The sequence below is a fragment of the Streptomyces sp. CB01881 genome, from assembly GCF_002953255.1.
GTDB lineage: Bacteria > Actinomycetota > Actinomycetes > Streptomycetales > Streptomycetaceae > Kitasatospora.
In genome coordinates, this window is sequence record NZ_CP026498.1 from 9,108,216 (window position 1) to 9,124,442 (window position 16,227).

Genomic DNA, 16,227 nt, shown 5'->3' on the forward strand with positions numbered 1-16,227 from the left:
CCGGCAACCTTCCCGACCGCGGTCAGTACAGCTGGTCCGCCGTGACGTCCGCCGAGACGTCGAGCGCCCGCTTCGCCGTTTCCCCCCTCCTCGCCAGCAGGGTGAGCGTCAGTGCGTCGACCGCCGTCAGATGGGTGATGCGGCTGGCCGTGGTCTCCAGCCCGAAGACGAGGTCCTGGCCGCCGGCCACGAGGGTGTGGGTGGCCACCTCGGTGAGGGGGGAGCGGGCGTAGCTGGTGAGGGCGATCACGGTCGCGCCGCAGTCGCGGGCGCGGCGGGCGATGTCGACCACCGTCTGCGTCGCGCCGGTGTGGCTGACGGCCAGGCAGACCGCGGCGGGCGGAAGCTGGGCGGCGGCGAGCTGGGCGGTGAGCAGATCGGCGGGGGCGTCGACCAGGAGGCCGAGGGCGCGCAGCCGGTAGGCGGCGTCCAGGGCGACCGCTCCGGAGAGGCCGGCGCCGACGAGCAGGACGTGGCGGGCCTCGTCCAGCGCCTCGGCCGCCGCGCGCAGGTCGTCCGCCGTGAGGGTGGTGGCCATCCCGTCGAGCGCCTCGCGGGCGGCCCGGACGGTGTCGGCGAGTGCCCGGGCGGCCGGGTCCCGCTCGTCGGCGGGGGAGGGCGCGGGGGCCGGGGCCTGGCGGACGGCCGCGATCTTCAGCTCCTGGTAGCCGCGGAACCCGAGCCGCTGGCAGGCCCGGACCACGGACGAGGAGGCGGTGCCGGCCAGCTCGGCGACGTCGCTCACGCTCAGGTGGACCAGATCGGCGCCCCGGTCGAGGACGACCTGGGCGACGCGGGCCTCGGTGCCGCGCAGCTCCCCGAGGTGGGCGCGGATGTGGGCGGCCAGTTGGGATTCCAGGGGAGAAAATTCGGAACGGTCTTCCATGAATCTAGTGTAGCTTGGAATTCAGTTCCAGACCTGCTGGAGGGGAGCTTTGCCATGCCTGAAACCGCGCTCGCGCTGCCGGGCGGCGGGGCGGCGGCGTCCGTGCCCGTCGCCGTACTCGCCGCGGCGGTCCTGCACGCCGTCTGGAACGGGCTGGCCCACCGGATCCAGGACAAGCTGGTCGGCTTCGCCCTGATCAACCTCGCCTACACGGCCTGTGCGGTGGTCCTGGTCGCGCTCAACCCGCTGCCGGCCGCGGAGTCCTGGCCGTTCCTCCTGGCCTCGGTGACGATGCAGGTGACGTCCCAGGTCCTGCTCCTCCGCGCCTACCAGCTCGGGGACTTCGGGCAGATGTACCCGATCGCCCGCGGCTCGGCACCGCTGCTGGTGGCGCTGCTCTCGGTGACGGTGCTCGGGCAGGGGCTCGGCGGCGGGGAACTGCTCGGCGTCCTGGTGATCTCCTGCGGCCTGATCGGGCTCGCCTTCGCCAAGGGGATACCCGGGCGGGCGCAGCTGCCCGCCCTCGGGGCGGCCGCCGGTACCGGCGTGATGATCGCCGCGTACACGGTGTCGGACGGCAGCGGTGTGCGGCACGCCGGGACGGTCGGCGGCTACGTCGCCTGGCTCTTCCTGCTGCAGGGGCCGGTCCTGGCCCTGATCGCCTGGATGCGGCGCGGCCGGAGTCTCCTGGCCGGGTGCCGCGGCTCGGTGGTGCCGTTCGGGATCGTCGGCGGGGTGCTCTCGCTGACCGCCTACGGGCTGGTGGTCTGGGCGCAGTCCCGGGGGAACCTCGCCACCATTGCCGCTCTGCGGGAGACGAGCATCGTCATCGCGGCGGTGATAGCCACGGTGGTCTTCCGCGAGCGCCTCGGCCGGCTGCGGATGACCGCCAGTGTCACCGTCCTGGCCGGGATCGTCGTCCTGGAGCTCGCCCGCCCGTGACGCCGGGCCACCTCCCGGGTGGCGCTGCTCAGGGGACGATCACCGACAGCAAGGAATGGTCCAGTCGGAAGCCGAGCGCCTCGTACACGCGACGGGCGGGGTTGCCCTCGGACACCGCGAGGCCGACCCGCTCGGATCCGGCCGCGGCGAGGCCGGCCAGTGAGCGGCGCAGCAGGTCGCGACCGAGGCTGGGGCAGCTGTGTTCGGGGTGCCGGAAGACGTTCGCGACCCAGGGCACGCCCTCGAAGTGGTTCAGGACGACACCGGCGACGACCCGGTCGTCGCTGTCCACCGCCAGGGTCGCGGCCGGCAGCACCGGCCCGATGAGGCGGCCGGAGAGGAGGAGTCGCAGCTCCTCCTCGCGACCCGGCCGGTGGTCGGGATGCGCCGGGCCGTAGGCGGCGAGACAGGCGGGCAGCACCTCCTCGGCGTCACGGTCGCACGGCACCGCGCGGAGCCCGTCCCGCAGCGGGGTCCGCGCCCACGCGGCCCAGCCGGTGGAAGGGGGATCGCCGGCGAGGTCCCGGTACATGGTGTGGCCGTGCCGGAGCGCGGTTGCGCCACGGCGGAGCAGCTGCTCGCCGAACTCGACGGAACCGGAGACCACCCAGCCGGACATGGACGACAGCACGAACTCCACCGGATCGGCGGCGCTGACGACGCCGCCCCCGATCTCGGCCCCGATCTCGCCCGGGGTCGACACCGTCAGCAGGTCGGCCCAGGGCCGCCCCTCCCGTTCACCCCGTACGAACCGCACCACAGGAAGGCCGTCGATGTCCCGTCCGAACTCCCAGTCGGTTTCCTTCTCCGTCACGCCGTCCGTCCGATCGTCGAGGGTCAAGGTCCACCCGCCATGCTCGGCGGGCAGCCGTCCCGGAATCAACAGGATGACCCGCCCGGGCCGTTACCGGGCAGGTCGAGGAAGCCGAAGCCGCGAACGGGAGCCGCGGTGGCGCACCGGGGCTTCCGGCGGACCCCGGAGGCGAAGGCTTCGCGCAGCAGCACGGTGAGGCCGCTGCGCGGGGGCGCCTCCAAGGCGGCGTCCAGCGTGTCGGGCGGGGTCTCGTCCCACCGGACGCCCGGCGCGCCGGCGCCGGCGCCGGCGCCGAGGTGGATGCCGGCCCCCTCGGCGCGCGGCCCGCCCCTCGCCGAGCTGCGCCCCACCGCCCTGCGCCTCGCCGAACCGTGCCCCGCCGACCAGTACCCCGCCGAACCGTGCCCCGCCGACCAGTACCCCGCCGTCCTGCGTCCGCCGAACCGTGCCGGCGCGATGTCGGACACCCGCTGACCTACACGCTCCCTAGCCTCGGCCGCATGGAGAAGATCACCCCATTCCGCCTCGACTTCCCGCAGGTCGAACTGGACGACCTCCGGCTCCGTCTTGCCCGCACCCGCTGGCCCGACGAACTGCCGGGCGTGGGCTGGGAGTACGGGGTCGCGCTGCCGTACCTGCGGGAGCTCGCCGCGTACTGGGCGGAGGGCTACGACTGGCGAGTGCACGAGGCGCGGCTGAACGAGCTGCCGCAGTTCACCACCGTCGTGGACGGGCAGCACCTGCACTTCCTGCACGTCCGGTCCCCGGAGCCGGGCGCGATCCCGCTGATCCTCACCCACGGCTGGCCGAGCACCGTGCACGACTTCGACCGGATCATCGGCCCGCTCACCGACCCCCGGGCCCACGGGGGCGATCCGGCGGACGCGTTCCACGTCGTGGCGCCCTCGCTGCCCGGCTTCGCGTACTCGGGGCCGACCCGGGAGACCGGCTGGGGCACCCGGCGGATCGCCCGGCCCTGGGCCGAGCTGATGAGCCGCCTCGGCTACCGGCACTACGGAGCCCAGGGAGGCGACTTCGGCGCCATCGTCTCGCCCGAACTGGGCCGCGTCGCCCCGGACGACGTGCTCGGCGTGCACCTCAACGCGCCGCCGAACGCGTCGTCCCCGGTCGACCCGGCCGAACTCGACCTGCTCACGGCGGCCGAGCGCGAGCGGGCGGCGGAGAACCGGCGCTGGTGGTACGCCCACTCCGGATACGCCACCCAGATGGCGACCCGTCCGCAGACCGTCGGCTACGCGCTCAACGACTCCCCGGTGGGCCAACTCGCGTGGAACCTCGGATGGTTCGTCGACCACGACCCGACCGCGACCCGCCAGCCGCTGCCCTCCCGGGATGCGGTGCTGACCAACGTCACGGCCTTCTGGCTCACCGGCACCGCCGCTTCCGCTGCCCGCCTCTACCGCGAGATCGCCGCCGACGGCTGGGGCCGCCCGGCACCGTCCGGAGTACCCACCGGCGTGGCCCGCTTCCTCGGCGACCGGGTGATCCACGGCCTGGCGGAGTTGTCCAACACCATCACCCACTGGTCCGAGTTCGACACCGGCGGCCACTTCGCCTCCCTCCAGGCCCCCGACCTCCTCGTCACCGACATCCGGGCCTTCTTCCGCGCCCTCCGCTGATCACGACAGGGCCGGGTGGGGCAAGGCAGAGCAGAGCAAAGCCGGGCAGAGCAAAGCCGGGCAGAGCCGGGCAGGGCAGGGCGCGGCCGGCCGAGCCCGGCAGCAGAGCCGATCTGGTGCGTTCGGCCTCAGCCGACCACCGCCGCCCGGACACAGAGCACGTCCGGCAGGTGGGAGATCAGCAGGGACCAGCTCTCGCCCTCGTCGGGACTGCCGTAGACGTCGCCGTTGCGGTTGCCGAAGTAGATGCCGGCCGGGTCGGCGTCATCGGTGCGGAGTGCGTCGCGGAGCACGACACCGTAGTGGTCCTCGCCGGGGAGGCCCTTGCTGAGCGGATGCCAGCTGTCGCCGCCGTCGTCGGTGCGGAAGACACGGCAGCGGCGGTCCGGCGGGATGCGGTCGTCGGCCCCACCGAGGGGGAAGAGGTAGGCGGTGTCGGCCCGGCGCGGGTGGGCGGCGACGGCGAAACCGAAGTCGGCGGGCAGGCCGTCGGTGACGAACTGCCAGCTGAGGCCCGTGTCGTCACTGCGGTAGACGCCGCCGTGGTTCTGCAGGTAGAGGCGGTCGGGGTTGACGGCGTCCCGGGCGATCTTGTGCACGCACTGGCCGAACTCGGGGTACTGGTTCTCCTCGGGGAGGAACTCGGCGCGCAGGCCGGTGTTGGACGGTTCCCAGGTGCCGCCGCCGTCCTTGCTGCGGTAGACGCCCCCGCTGGAGACGGCGACCAGCAGCCGTTCGGCGTCGCGCGGGTCGGTGAGGATGGTGTGCAGGCCCTGGCCGCCGTAGCCGGCGCCCCACTCGGTGCGCTGCGGATGGGCCCAGAGCGACTCGACCAGGGCGAAGGTGTCGCCGCCGTCCTCGGAGCGGAACAGCGCGGCCGGTTCGGTTCCGGCGTAGACGACTCCGGGTGCCTCGTCACCGGCGGGCTGGAGCTGCCAGACCCGGGTGAGCGAGGCGCCGGTGTGCTCGGGGAAGCGGATGGCGGGCTTGGGCGGTTCGGACCAGCTCGCGCCGAGGTCGTCCGAGCGCCAGACCGACGGGCCCCAGTGGCTGCTGTCGGCGCCGGCCAACAGCCGGACCCGGCCCGCCCGGCGGTCGATCGAGACGGAGTAGATCGCGTTCATCGGGAAGTGCGGCCCACTGAACTCCCAGCTCAGCCGGTCGCGACTGCGGCCGAGAAAGAGGCCTTTCTCGGTTCCGACGGCCAACAGCACCTCGGTCATGCCACACACCACCTGGTCGGCGAAACGGCCCCCGGGACACCCCTCCACCGGCCAGTGTCCCGCCGTCCCCCCGGGGTCACATCTCGCCGCGCCGGTACGCGCCGGTACGCGCGTGTGCGCGCGGTTGTGCGCCTGCACGCGCCTGCACGCGCCTGCATGCTCCTGTACGCGCCGACCCGTCCGACGCGGCGAGAGGCCCCGAGCCGCCGGCCTCGGGGCCCCGGGCTCCGCCTCCTTCAGCCCCGGCAGCCCTCCAGCAGCCGCAGCCAGACCTCGCTGATCGTGGGGTACGCGGGAACGGCGTGCCAGAGCCGGTCGATCGGCACCTCGCCGACCACCGCCACGGTGGCCGAGTGCAGCAGCTCCGCGACCCCGGGGCCGACGAAGCAGGCACCCACCAGCACCTCCCGGTCCAGGTCGAAGACGACCCGGGCCTTCCCCCGGTAGTCGTCGCCGTACAGCGAGGCGCCGGCGACGGCGCCGAGGTCGTGGTCGACCGCCTTGACCCGCAGGCCCTGCCGTTCGGCGGCGTCCAGGGTGAGGCCGATGGCCGCCACCTCCGGTTCGGTGAAGACGACCTGCGGCGCACCGGCGCTGTCGGCGGACGCGGCATGTGCGCCCCAGCGGGAGGTGTCCAGCGGCAGCCCCTGGGCGCGTGCCACGATCGTCGCGCCCGTGATCCGCGCCTGGTACTTGCCCTGGTGGGTGAGCAGCGCACGGTGGTTGACGTCTCCCGCCGCGTACAGCCAGGCGCCACCCGGGCCGGCCACGCCGCCCGGGCCACCTACGTCACCCGGGTCGGCCACGTCACCCGGGCCGGCCACGCCGAGCACCGTGCAGCTGTCGTCCACCTCCAGCCAGGTGCCGGGCTTGAGGCCGACCTGTTCCAGCCCGATGTCCGCGGTGCGCGGTGCCCGGCCGGTGGCGTACAGGACCTCGTCGGCGGTGAGGCGCTCACCGTCCGCCAGCACCAGCGTGACCCGGGAGTCGTCCGACCCGCCGGAGCCGTCCGACGCGCCCGACACGTCCGCACGCTCCAGTGAGGCGACCGAGACCCCGAACCGTACGTCCACCCCGGCCGCCCGCAGGCCCTCCGCGACCAGCTCGCCCGCGAACGGCTCCATCCGCGGCAGCAGCGCGTCGCCGCGCACGAGCAGCACCACCTCGGAGCCGAGCGCCCGCCAGGCGGTGGCCATCTCGACACCGACCACCCCGCCGCCGATCACCGCCAGCCGCCCGGGCACGGTGGGCGAACCGGTGGCCTCGCGGTTGGTCCAGGGCCGGGCCTCGACAAGCCCGGGCACGCCCTCCGGCAGTACCGGGCGGCTGCCGGTGCAGACGGCCACGGCGTGCCGGGCGGTGAGCAACCGCTCGGTGCCGTCCTCGGCCTCGACGGTGACCGCCCGGACCCCGGCCAGCCGGCCGTGGCCGCGGACCAGGTCGATGCCGGTGTCACGCAGCCACTGCACCTGGCCGTCGTCCTGCCAGTGCGAGGTGAACGAGTCGCGCCGGGCCAGCACCGCGGCCGGGTCCAGCGCACCGCCGCCGACGGCCTCGCGGGAGCCGGCCACCGCGCGGGCGCCGGCCAGCGCGGCCACCGGGCGCAGCAGCGCCTTGCTCGGCATGCAGGCCCAGTACGAACACTCGCCGCCGACCAGTTCGGCCTCCACGATCACGGTGCGCAGGCCGGCGGCGGCGGTCCGGTCGGCCACGTTCTCGCCGGTGGGGCCGGCGCCCACCACGATGACGTCGTACTCCTCGGGCGCGGCCGAGGCGGAAGGAGTGGTCGTCATGCGCGGTCCTCCGTGGTGTCGATGGCCACCCCGGCGCGCAGCGCGAGGGTGACGGGCGTGCGCTCGCAGATGTCGAGCAGCCGGGCGCGCTGCTCCTCGTCAAGCGCGCCGGCGAGCGCGACCCGGCGCGCGATCCGGCCGTTGCGCCCGTCCGTCTCGTAGCCGAGCCTGACCCGGACGGTCTCCAGCGGCCACTCCTTGCGCTCCGCGTACATCCGCAGGGTGATCGCGGTGCAGGAGCCGAGCGAGGCGAGCAGCAGGGCGAACGGCTCCGGCCCGCTGTCCGAACCGCCGCGCCGCACCGGCTCGTCGGCGGTCAGCGGGTGCGTGCCCGCCTTCACGTCGACGTGGAACGGTACGTCGGCGGAGCTGCCGGTCACCACGGCGGTGGTGACCCGCCGGAACTCTGGTGCGGCGTCCTTCGCAGCGTCCTGCGAGGAGCCCGGCGCGGCGCTCCCGTCCACGGTCGCACTGACGGTCGGACTGGTGGGACTGGTGGGAGTCTGGCTCATCGCGCGCTCGCCCTAGCTGTCGGTGGGGTCGGCGCCGGGCCGGGTGCCGACGCCGTGCCCATCCTGCGACGATTCGCCCGCCCGGCGCAGCCGAACACGCGGACGGTGCGCTCTCCGCACAGGCCCGGGACCTCCGGGGGCAAGCCGGGAGAGCCCGGGGGAGAGCCCGGGAGACGGCCCTGCGCGCGACCCCGGCGGGCCGCCCCGGCAGGACCCCGGCACCCCGGCGCCCCGGCAGGCACCCCGGGAGACGATCACAGGGCCGGGAACCGGGAGCCGGGAGCCGGGACCTGGACCGCCTCAGGCCGTCGGGACCGCCGCCAGCTCCGCGAGCACCGCCGCCGTCTCGGCCGGCCGGGAGAACATCGGCCAGTGCCCGGTCGGCACCTCGCGCAGCTCCCACTCCGGACCGCCGAGCGCCGCGAAGTACGGGTGGCCGGCTGCGATCATCGCCCGGATCTGCTCCAGCGGGAAGGAGCACGAGATCAGGCCCTTCGGCAGCTTGTCCGCCCGGCCGGCCAGCCGTACCGGTTCGCTGACCGTCCGGGCCGGCTGGTCGGTGGCCAGCCTGCGGAACCGGGCGAGTCCGGCCTCGTCGATGCCGTCCACACCGCCGCCGCCGGAGGCCAGGACATCCCAGGCGGGCAGCGGCAGCCGCCAGCCGTCGACCAGCGATGCCTCCAGCGTCGCGCGGTAGGCCGGGTCCCAGAGATCACGCAGGGCGATGCCGTCGGCGAGCGGGCCGGAGTCGACGAAGACGACCCGCCGGATGCGCTCGGGCACGCGGTCGGCCGCGCCGGAGACGGCGACCGTGCCACCGCTGTGGGCGACCAGGACCACGTCCTGGAGATCCTCGCGGGTCAACAGGTCGGTCAGGTCGGCGATGTGGGTCTCGGCGCCGACCTCGGGCGAGGCCTCGCCGGCCCGCTCGGCGAGACCGGTCAGGGTCACCGCGTGGACGGTGTGCCCGGCCGCTCGCAGGGGTTCGGCGACCGCGTCCCAGGCCCAACCGCCGAGCCAGAAACCGGGGACGAGTACGAAGGTGCTCATGGTGGATGGGTCCTCTCCGGGCCGGCCTTGCCGTGCTTGCATTCCTCGCCGTGCGGGCGGCCAGCTGTGTGGTTGCGTTCCTTGGATTCCCTGCCGTGCGCGGCGATCGGCGAGCCGATGGCGCCCGCAGGCGCCCGCCGCTGGTTCGACCCTAGGATCGAATCCGGACAGGACACGACCGGATTACCGGCCCGATCGGAGGAGCGCGGATGGATCACCCGGTCAGCCGAGTCCTCGCCCTGCTGGAACTGCTCCAGGCCCGGCCCGGCCTCACCGGCCCCGAGCTGGCCGAACGGCTGGACGTGGACGAGCGCACCGTCCGCCGCTACACGGCACGGCTGGTGGACCTCGGCATCCCGGTGCAGGCCGAGCGCGGCCGGTACGGCGGCTACCGCCTGCTGCCGGGCTACCGGCTGCCGCCGCTGATGCTCACCGGGGACGAGGCGGCCTCCGTCGTGCTCGGGCTGCTCGCCGGTCGCCGGTCGGGGCTGTCGGTGGGGGAGGAGGCCGCCGAGTCGGCGCTCACCAAGATCCAGCGGGTGCTGCCACCGCGGCTGCGCGAGCGGGTCGCGGCGGTGGAGCAGACGCTCGGGCTGACCTCGGCGCCCGCGGCCGGCCCGAACCCGGACGCGGCCGCGCTCTTCACGCTCGCCGAGGCGGCCCGCCGCGGCCGCCGCGTCCGGCTGTCCTACCGGGACCGCGAGGGGGCGGCCAGCGACCGCGAGTTCGACCCGTACGGGCTGGTCTTCCACTCGGGCCGCTGGTACACCACCGGGTTGGACCACCGGAGCGGCGAGCTGCGCACCTTCCGGCTGGACCGGATCCGGTCCGCCGAGCAGGGCGAGGCCGGCTTCGAACCGCCGGAGGGCTTCGACGCCGTCCAGCGGGTGGTGGAGTCGCTGGGCTCGGTGCCGTGGACGCACGAGGTGGAGGTGGTGCTCACGACCACCCTCGCCGAGGCCCGGCACCGCATCCCGCCGGCGGCCGGGAGCCTCGCCGGGACCGCGGACGGCCGCGTCCTGCTGCGGGCCCGCGCCCAGGACCTCGCCGGGTGCGCGGTGATGCTGGCCGGCCTCGGCTGGCCGTTCACCGTCCGCCGCCCGGACGCCCTGCGCACGGAGGTACGCGCCCTCGCCGCCCGGCTCACGGAGTGGGCCGAGGACACGCCCTGAGCGCCCCCTGTCCAGGGCGCGCTCAGCCCGGCGTAGGCCCCCGACAGGGCGGGCCGGTCGGGCGGCGGGCTCCCCGTCAGTGCACCGCCGGCGCCAACTCGTCGGCATCGCCCGGCCGTTCACCGGACGTCGCCCCGGCTCCGGGCTCGCGCATCAGTCGCTGCGGGCGGCGGACGAGCAGGTAGCCGATGCCCGCGAGGGTGACCAGGCCGACGCCGAGGACCGCGGCCCACACCTGGTACCAGGGCGCGCCGGGCGGCGCGAGGATGGTGCGCGGCCAGCAGATGTTGACCACCTCCAGGCCGGTCCAGAGCACCGCGAGGACGTTGATCACCGTCCCGGCGCGCCCGTACGAGACCGCGCCGGACGGCCGCCAGCCGTCGCGCAGCCGGGCCAGCACGGCGGCCAGGCAGAGCAGGAAGAACGGCAGGAAGGTGGCGGCCGTGCCGAAGGTGATCAGGCTGCCCATCGCCGTGGACTCCAGCCCGAGCGGCAGTGCGGCCGAGCTGACCAGGGTGGCCGCGACCAGGCCGCCGATCGGCGCCTTGTGCCGGTTGACCCGGCGGACCTGGGCCGAGAACGGGAAGACGCCGTCGCGGGCCAGCGAGTAGAGGCCGCGGGCGGCGCCGCCCTGCGAGGCCATCAGACAGGCGGTGAACGAGACCAGGACGACCACCACGAACGGCTTGGCCGACCAGTCGCCGAACCCGGAGGTGACGGCGGTGGTGACCGGGTCGAGGTCCTCGCCGCGGACCACGGCGGCCGGGTCCGGGTGGGCCAGTTCGACGGCGACGGCGTTCAGGACGACCACCACGCCGACGCTCAGCAGGGCCCACCACATCGCCCGCGGCACCTGCCGGCCGGCGTCCTTGGTCTCCTCGGCGGTGGAGACGCAGGCGTCGAATCCGATGAACGCCCAGCCACCGACGGCGACCACGGCGAGGAAGGCCGCGCCGGTGGAGACCCCGGCGGTGGCGGGCGCGTCCAGCAGGTCGGTGAGCAGGCCGAAGCCGTGCTGGCGGAAGAAGAGCAGCAGCGCGAAGCCCACGACCACGGAGGCGATCGCCTCGGCGGCGATGCCCAGCGAGACGAACCGGCGCAGCAGGTTGATGCCGTAGGCGTTGACCAGCGTGCAGGCCAGCATGAACGCCAGTGAGACGAGCACCAGCTGGGCGGGTGTCGGGGTGAGTCCGAACAGGGCGAAGAACCACGGCGAGGCCAGGTAGGCGACGGTGGTGTTGGCGAACATCACCGCGAACTGCCACATCCAGCCGGTCAGCCAGGCGAAGGTCGGCCCGGCGAGGCGACGGCTCCACTGGTAGGCGCCGCCGGCCAGGGGCCACTGGGAGGCGAGCTCGGAGTAGACCGCCACCACCAGCATCTGGCCGATCAGGCAGACCGGGAGCGCCCAGATCCAGGCGCCGCCGGCCACGCCGATGCCGACCTGGCTGACCGCGTAGAGGCCGACCACGGGGGAGACGACGGCGAAGCCCATCGAGATGTTGCCGAGGACGCCGAGGCTGCGCTTCAGCTCCTGCCGGTAGCCGAGCGCGGCGAGCCGCTCGGCGTCGGTACCCGCAGCCCTGCCTACGCCCGTACCTGGGCCCGTGACCGGGCCTCCAGCCGCACCTCGATCCGCACCTCCGCCCGCACCTGGGTCCGTGCCGGGGGTGCGGGAGATCCGGGATCTTGCGGGGTTCTCGGTCATGGGCGTCCACCTTGCCGTCGTCCGCGGCGGGCCCTGAGAGGGGCCGTCGCAGAAAACTAACTTTGTTAGTCAGGGACGGTAGCCCGCCGCCCCGGGGCAGCGGAAGGGTCGAGACCTGCCTGTAATAACGTGAGCCGGAAATCGTGGGCGACACGGCCGGCAGTGAGGGGCGACAAGCGTGGGACGACCGAGCAGGGCACTGCTGAGCAGGGAGATCATCGCCAGGGCCGCCCTCGACACGGTCGACGAGCAGGGGCCGGACGGTCTCACCATGCGCGCCGTCGCCGACCGCCTGGGCGTGAAGGCGGCCTCGCTCTACAACCACGTGAGCGGCAAGGACGAGCTGATCGACGGGCTCGCCGAACTGGTCAACGCCGAGATCGACCTCGGCCCGCTCACCGGCATCGAGGCCGCCGGGTGGCGGGCCGGCATCACCGCCTACGCGCGCGGCTACCGCGCCGTCTTCCTGCACCACCCCAACACCATCGCGCTGCTCGCCCGTCGCAGGGTCGGGGCCGAGCGCCAGCTGCTCGGCTACGACACCCTGCTCGCCGCCCTCGGCCGGGCCGGCCTCGCGCCGGCCGACGCCGCCGAGACCGCGGCCGCACTCGACTACCTGGTGCTCGGCTCCGCGCTGGAGACCTTCACCGCGGGCTTCACCCGCCCCCCGGCCGAGTACCGCCCCCGCTACCCCGCCCTCGCCGGCGCCCTGGAGGCCTCCGCCGAACGCGGCGGGCCGGGCACGGGTGCGTCCGGGCTGGACGAGCGGGGCTTCGAGCTCGCCCTGCGCCTGCTTCTCGACGGCCTCGCGGCCCGTCTGGCGTCCCGCGCCTGAGACGCCGAACCGGGACCGCCCGTCCGGCCCAGCGCGATCCGGCCCGGCGCGATCCGGCTCGGAGAGATGCGTACCGGCGCGATCCGGCCCCGCGCACGCCGACGGGCCCGGGGCGTTCGTCACCCCGGGCCTACCGCAGTGGAAACCGTCGGTCCGTCAGATCACCGGACGGGGCCGTCAGGCCTCGGCGGCACCTGCCTGCTCGGCCGCCACCTTGCGCTTGACCTCGGCCATGTCCAGCTTCCGGGCCTGGCCGATCAAGTCCTCGAACACGGCCTCCGGCAGCGCACCCGCCTGCGAGAAGACCAGCACGCCCTCACGGATGATCGCCAGCGTCGGGATGGACTGGATGCCGAAGGCGGCGGCCAGCTCCTGCTGGGCCTCGGTGTCCACCTTGGCGAAGACGAGGTCCGAGTGGCGCTCGGCCGCCTTCTCGTACACCGGCGCGAACTGCCGGCACGGGCCGCACCAGGATGCCCAGAAGTCGATGAAGACGAAGTCCTTCCCCTCGTCGCCGGGGACGATCTCGTCGAAATTCTCCGTGGTCAGCTCGACCGTGCTGCTCATGTCGCGATTCCTGCCCTTCGGGAGGCGGCGGCTCAGGCCATGTGCCCGCGACAACCGCGCCCGCCCGCGGGCTATTCCGAAGAATCCCGGCCGCCCGTTGAGTACTCTGCCGCTCCCGTCCGTACAAGTGGGTGTCCGCTTCAGCGCGGTGTGCCGAAAGAGGCGCCCGCGCGTGTCCACGGGGGAGAAACCATGCACAGCAACAGTCGTACCGGCCGGATCGCCGTGCTCGCCGCGTCCGGGATCGCCGCGGCCGCCCTGGTCGCCGGCTGCGGGTCGTCCGGCGGCGGCTCGATGTCGTCGGGCTCGGGTTCGAGCTCGGGTTCGAGCTCCACCTCCACCGCGCCCGCGATGCCGAGCACCCCGGCCAGTCCGAGCAGCCCGGCCAGTCCGGGCAGCCCGAGCGCACCCGCCGGCGCCGTCACCCTGCAGACCGCCACCGACCCCAAACTCGGCACCATCGTCACCGACAGTGCCGGCTTCACCCTCTACCGCTTCGACAAGGACTCGGCCATGCCGCCGATGTCCAACTGCAACGGCAGCTGCGCCTCGACCTGGCCGCCCGCCCCGGCGAACGGCGGGGCCACCGTCAAGGGCATCGACAGCAAGCTGGTCGGCACCGTCACCCGCGCCGACGGCAGCAAGCAGCTCACCCTGAACGGCTGGCCGGCCTACCGCTACGCGCCCGACACCAAGCCCGGCGACACCAAGGGCCAGGGCGTCGGCGGCACCTGGTTCGCGCTGACCCCGACCGGCGGCAAGGCGGGCGCCCCCTCCGGCGGGACGATGCCCAGCACCCCCAGCAGTCCCAGTGCCCCCAGCACTCCCAAGGCCCCGAGCAGCCCCGGCAGCGGTTACGGCGGCTACTGAGAGTCACCGGGTAGGGCGATGATGACGGTCCGGACCGGACGTGGAACTCTCGACCCGGAGGTACGGGTGCGCGAAGATGGCGTCGTGACCAAGGAGCACCCGGGCGGTGGTGCGTCCGAACGCGTCGCCGACGCGCCGGACGAGGACCTCATGCGCGCCCTGTACCAGGAGCACGCGGGCCCGCTGTTCGGCTTCGTGCTCCACCTGGTCGCGGGGGACCGCCAGCGCGCCGAGGACGTCGTCCAGGAGACGCTGGTCCGGGCCTGGCGCAACATCCACCGGCTCGACCCGGAAGCCGGCTCGCTGCGGCCCTGGCTGGTGACGGTGGCGCGGCGGATCGTCATCGACGGCCACCGCAGCAGCCGGGCCCGCCCGCGCGAGGTGGACGCGGCAGCACTGGAGTTGCTGCCCGCCGAGGACGAACTTGACCGCGCGCTGCGGCTGATGACGATCTCGGAGGCGCTCGGCGACCTCTCGGAGGCGCACCGCCAGGTGATCGTCGCGACCTACTTCATGGGCCGCACGGTCAACGAGGCGGCCGCCGAACTCGGCGTCCCGGCCGGTACCGTACGGTCGCGGGTGTTCTACGCGCTGCGCTCGCTCAAGCTCGCACTGGAGGAACGGGGAGTGACATCGTGACAGCGTCCAAGCCCGGTCCTCCCGGGCCCACCGACCCCGTCGGCCCGTCCGGCCCCTCCAGCCTGTCCGGCCCCTCCGGTCCCACTGGTCCGTCCGGTCCCACTGGTCCGTCCGGTCCCTCCGGTGCCACCGGTTCCGAGCGCGACCACGGCCCGGGTCACGGGCATCTGGACGTCGGCGCCTACGTCCTCGGCCTGCTCGAACCGGCCGAGCGCGCCGCCTTCGAGGAGCACCTCGCCGACTGCCCGCAGTGCGCCGAGCAGGTGGGCGAACTCGGATTCATGGAGCCACTGTTGGCCGAGTACGCGGCCTCCGCCGAGGCGGCCGGCCTGGATCCGGCGGATCCCGCGCCCCGTCCGGACCCTCTGCTGTTGGACCGGCTGGTCGGCCAGGTGTCCGCCGTCCGCCGCCGGGGCCGGGTCCGCCGGCTGGTGCTGGTCGCCGCCGCGGCGGTCATGGTGGTGGCCGGCCCCGCCGTCACCGCGGTGGTGGTCACCGCGGACTCCACGCCGGGTGTCGTCGCCGTCGCCGCCCAGCAGTTCTCCGCCACCGACCCGACCACGGGCGCCCGGGCCGCCGTCGGCGTCGAGGGCAAGACCTGGGGGAGCCAGGTCAGTCTGGAACTCTCGCACGTCCAGGGGCCGTTGGACTGCGACCTGGTCGCCGTGTCGCGCACCGGCGAGCGTCAGACCGTCACCACCTGGAGCGTCCCCGCCGTCGGCTACGGCACCACGGGCGCCGCCCCGGCCGCCCTGCACACCAGCGGTGGGGCCGGGTTCCAGCCCGCCGCGATCGACCACTTCGAGGTCCGCACCCTGGACGGCGGCACCCTCCTGGTCACCGTCCCGGCCCGGACCGCCTGAGTCGGCTGGTCACCGCGGCGGCCGCCCCGCCGCGGTCCACAGCCAGTGCGGGTCCAAGGTCCCGGCGTCGGTCATGTGGTCCCGGCGCCAGAGCGCGGCCCAGTCGGCCCCGGCCACCGGGTGGACCCGGTGGTGCCGCCCGCACGGACACGGCCGCAGTACCCGCGCGCAGGCCCCGCACGCCTCGACGAACCCGTGCCCGGTCGACCGCAGCACCGCAGGCCGCTCGTCCCCGCAGGCCGGGCAGCCGGTGAGTGCTGCGCCGTCCAGCAGGGCGCCCTGCCGCCGGACGTACTCCGGCAGCGGCAGCGGTGGATGGCTGACGGGGTCGTACAGCCAGACGTCGTGCGGGGAGTCCCACCAACTCGCCTCCCACCACGCCACCGGGCCGGCGGCCGCCCGCCGGCCCGCCCCCTTCTCCACCCGCCGCCGCGCCGCGTACCGCTCCAGCTGCGCCAGCCAGAGCACCCGCGCCTCGTGCAACTCCTCGACCGCCCGGACCAGCGCCGGCGGGTCGGCCTCCAGCCTGCGCGGAATCCGCGCGCTCAACGTCAGGTGGTGGTAGGTGGCCCGCAGCCCGTACGGCGCGAACCGGGTCAGGCACGTCCGCAGGGCGACGTGCCGCCGGTGCACCGGCAGGCCGCCGTCGTGGACGAGCCGGCGGTGGGTCAGGAAGCTGGTCACCCGCAGATCATGCCCGGCAGGTGCCCGGT

At 74.5% G+C, this 16,227-nt stretch carries 17 protein-coding genes; 7 read left to right on the forward strand and 10 right to left on the reverse strand.

The window, feature by feature from the left end; all coding sequences use genetic code 11:
• Window positions 1-22 precede the first annotated feature (22 nt).
• A complete protein-coding gene (locus tag C2142_RS29965; RefSeq protein ID WP_148645821.1) occupies window positions 23-886 on the reverse strand; it encodes a MurR/RpiR family transcriptional regulator in 864 nt (287 codons plus the stop codon).
• Between the two features lie 54 nt (window positions 887-940).
• Here C2142_RS29965 and C2142_RS29970 point away from each other — a divergent pair, with 54 nt between their 5' ends.
• A complete protein-coding gene (locus C2142_RS29970; protein ID WP_148645822.1) occupies window positions 941-1,828 on the forward strand; it encodes an EamA family transporter in 888 nt (295 codons plus the stop codon).
• A 28-nt stretch (window positions 1,829-1,856) separates the two neighbouring features.
• Here C2142_RS29970 and C2142_RS29975 read toward each other — a convergent pair whose 3' ends face one another.
• Entirely contained in the window at window positions 1,857-2,642 is a 786-nt protein-coding gene (locus C2142_RS29975) for a GNAT family N-acetyltransferase (RefSeq protein ID WP_148645823.1), read from the reverse strand.
• A gap of 65 nt (window positions 2,643-2,707) precedes the next feature.
• Complete coding sequence (locus C2142_RS29980; RefSeq protein WP_148645824.1) at window positions 2,708-3,109, reverse strand: hypothetical protein; 402 nt, start codon at window positions 3,107-3,109, stop codon at window positions 2,708-2,710.
• A gap of 33 nt (window positions 3,110-3,142) precedes the next feature.
• Here C2142_RS29980 and C2142_RS29985 point away from each other — a divergent pair, with 33 nt between their 5' ends.
• On the forward strand, window positions 3,143-4,282 hold the full coding sequence (locus C2142_RS29985) for an epoxide hydrolase family protein (RefSeq protein ID WP_148645825.1): 1,140 nt from the start codon (window positions 3,143-3,145) through the stop codon (window positions 4,280-4,282).
• A 128-nt stretch (window positions 4,283-4,410) separates the two neighbouring features.
• Here the strand turns inward: C2142_RS29985 and C2142_RS29990 are convergent, their stop codons facing one another.
• From C2142_RS29990 to C2142_RS30005, 4 genes are all read right to left on the reverse strand, one after another.
• A complete protein-coding gene (locus tag C2142_RS29990; protein ID WP_148645826.1) occupies window positions 4,411-5,505 on the reverse strand; it encodes a sialidase family protein in 1,095 nt (364 codons plus the stop codon).
• Window positions 5,506-5,741: 236 nt separating this feature from the next.
• Window positions 5,742-7,298, reverse strand: a complete 1,557-nt coding sequence (locus C2142_RS29995) for an NAD(P)/FAD-dependent oxidoreductase (RefSeq protein ID WP_174315771.1) — start codon at window positions 7,296-7,298, stop codon at window positions 5,742-5,744.
• On the reverse strand, window positions 7,295-7,810 hold the full coding sequence (locus tag C2142_RS30000) for an OsmC family protein (RefSeq protein ID WP_148645827.1): 516 nt from the start codon (window positions 7,808-7,810) through the stop codon (window positions 7,295-7,297). The genes C2142_RS29995 and C2142_RS30000 overlap by 4 nt, the downstream gene beginning before the upstream one ends.
• Before the next feature lie 300 nt (window positions 7,811-8,110).
• Window positions 8,111-8,860, reverse strand: coding sequence for an alpha/beta hydrolase (locus C2142_RS30005; protein ID WP_148645828.1), 750 nt, complete (start codon window positions 8,858-8,860; stop codon window positions 8,111-8,113).
• 209 nt (window positions 8,861-9,069) lie between these two features.
• On the opposite strand from C2142_RS30005, the gene C2142_RS30010 reads away from it, so the two are divergent.
• Window positions 9,070-10,032, forward strand: a complete 963-nt coding sequence (locus C2142_RS30010; RefSeq protein ID WP_148645829.1) for a YafY family protein — start codon at window positions 9,070-9,072, stop codon at window positions 10,030-10,032.
• A gap of 76 nt (window positions 10,033-10,108) precedes the next feature.
• Here C2142_RS30010 and C2142_RS30015 read toward each other — a convergent pair whose 3' ends face one another.
• On the reverse strand, window positions 10,109-11,740 hold the full coding sequence (locus tag C2142_RS30015; RefSeq protein ID WP_148645830.1) for an APC family permease: 1,632 nt from the start codon (window positions 11,738-11,740) through the stop codon (window positions 10,109-10,111).
• A 178-nt stretch (window positions 11,741-11,918) separates the two neighbouring features.
• Between C2142_RS30015 and C2142_RS30020 the strand changes: the two genes are divergently transcribed.
• Entirely contained in the window at window positions 11,919-12,575 is a 657-nt protein-coding gene (locus tag C2142_RS30020) for a TetR/AcrR family transcriptional regulator C-terminal domain-containing protein (protein WP_148645831.1), read from the forward strand.
• 177 nt (window positions 12,576-12,752) lie between these two features.
• Here C2142_RS30020 and trxA read toward each other — a convergent pair whose 3' ends face one another.
• Window positions 12,753-13,142 (reverse strand): thioredoxin, encoded by a 390-nt coding sequence (trxA, locus tag C2142_RS30025; protein ID WP_148645832.1) that lies wholly within the window; start codon window positions 13,140-13,142, stop codon window positions 12,753-12,755.
• A 192-nt stretch (window positions 13,143-13,334) separates the two neighbouring features.
• Here trxA and C2142_RS30030 point away from each other — a divergent pair, with 192 nt between their 5' ends.
• From C2142_RS30030 to C2142_RS30040, 3 genes are read left to right on the forward strand one after another with little or no spacing between them, the layout of a single operon-like run.
• Window positions 13,335-14,012, forward strand: a complete 678-nt coding sequence (locus C2142_RS30030) for a hypothetical protein (RefSeq protein WP_241002862.1) — start codon at window positions 13,335-13,337, stop codon at window positions 14,010-14,012.
• Between the two features lie 21 nt (window positions 14,013-14,033).
• Window positions 14,034-14,651 carry a sigma-70 family RNA polymerase sigma factor gene (locus C2142_RS30035; protein ID WP_148646023.1) on the forward strand — a complete coding sequence of 206 codons (618 nt, stop codon included), beginning with the start codon at window positions 14,034-14,036 and terminating at the stop codon, window positions 14,649-14,651.
• Complete coding sequence (locus C2142_RS30040) at window positions 14,648-15,514, forward strand: zf-HC2 domain-containing protein (RefSeq protein ID WP_148645833.1); 867 nt, start codon at window positions 14,648-14,650, stop codon at window positions 15,512-15,514. Before C2142_RS30035 ends, C2142_RS30040 begins: the two co-directional genes overlap by 4 nt.
• Window positions 15,515-15,523: 9 nt before the next feature.
• On the opposite strand, the gene C2142_RS30045 is transcribed toward C2142_RS30040, so the two are convergent.
• A complete protein-coding gene (locus tag C2142_RS30045; RefSeq protein ID WP_148645834.1) occupies window positions 15,524-16,198 on the reverse strand; it encodes a hypothetical protein in 675 nt (224 codons plus the stop codon).
• Window positions 16,199-16,227: the final 29 nt, after the last annotated feature.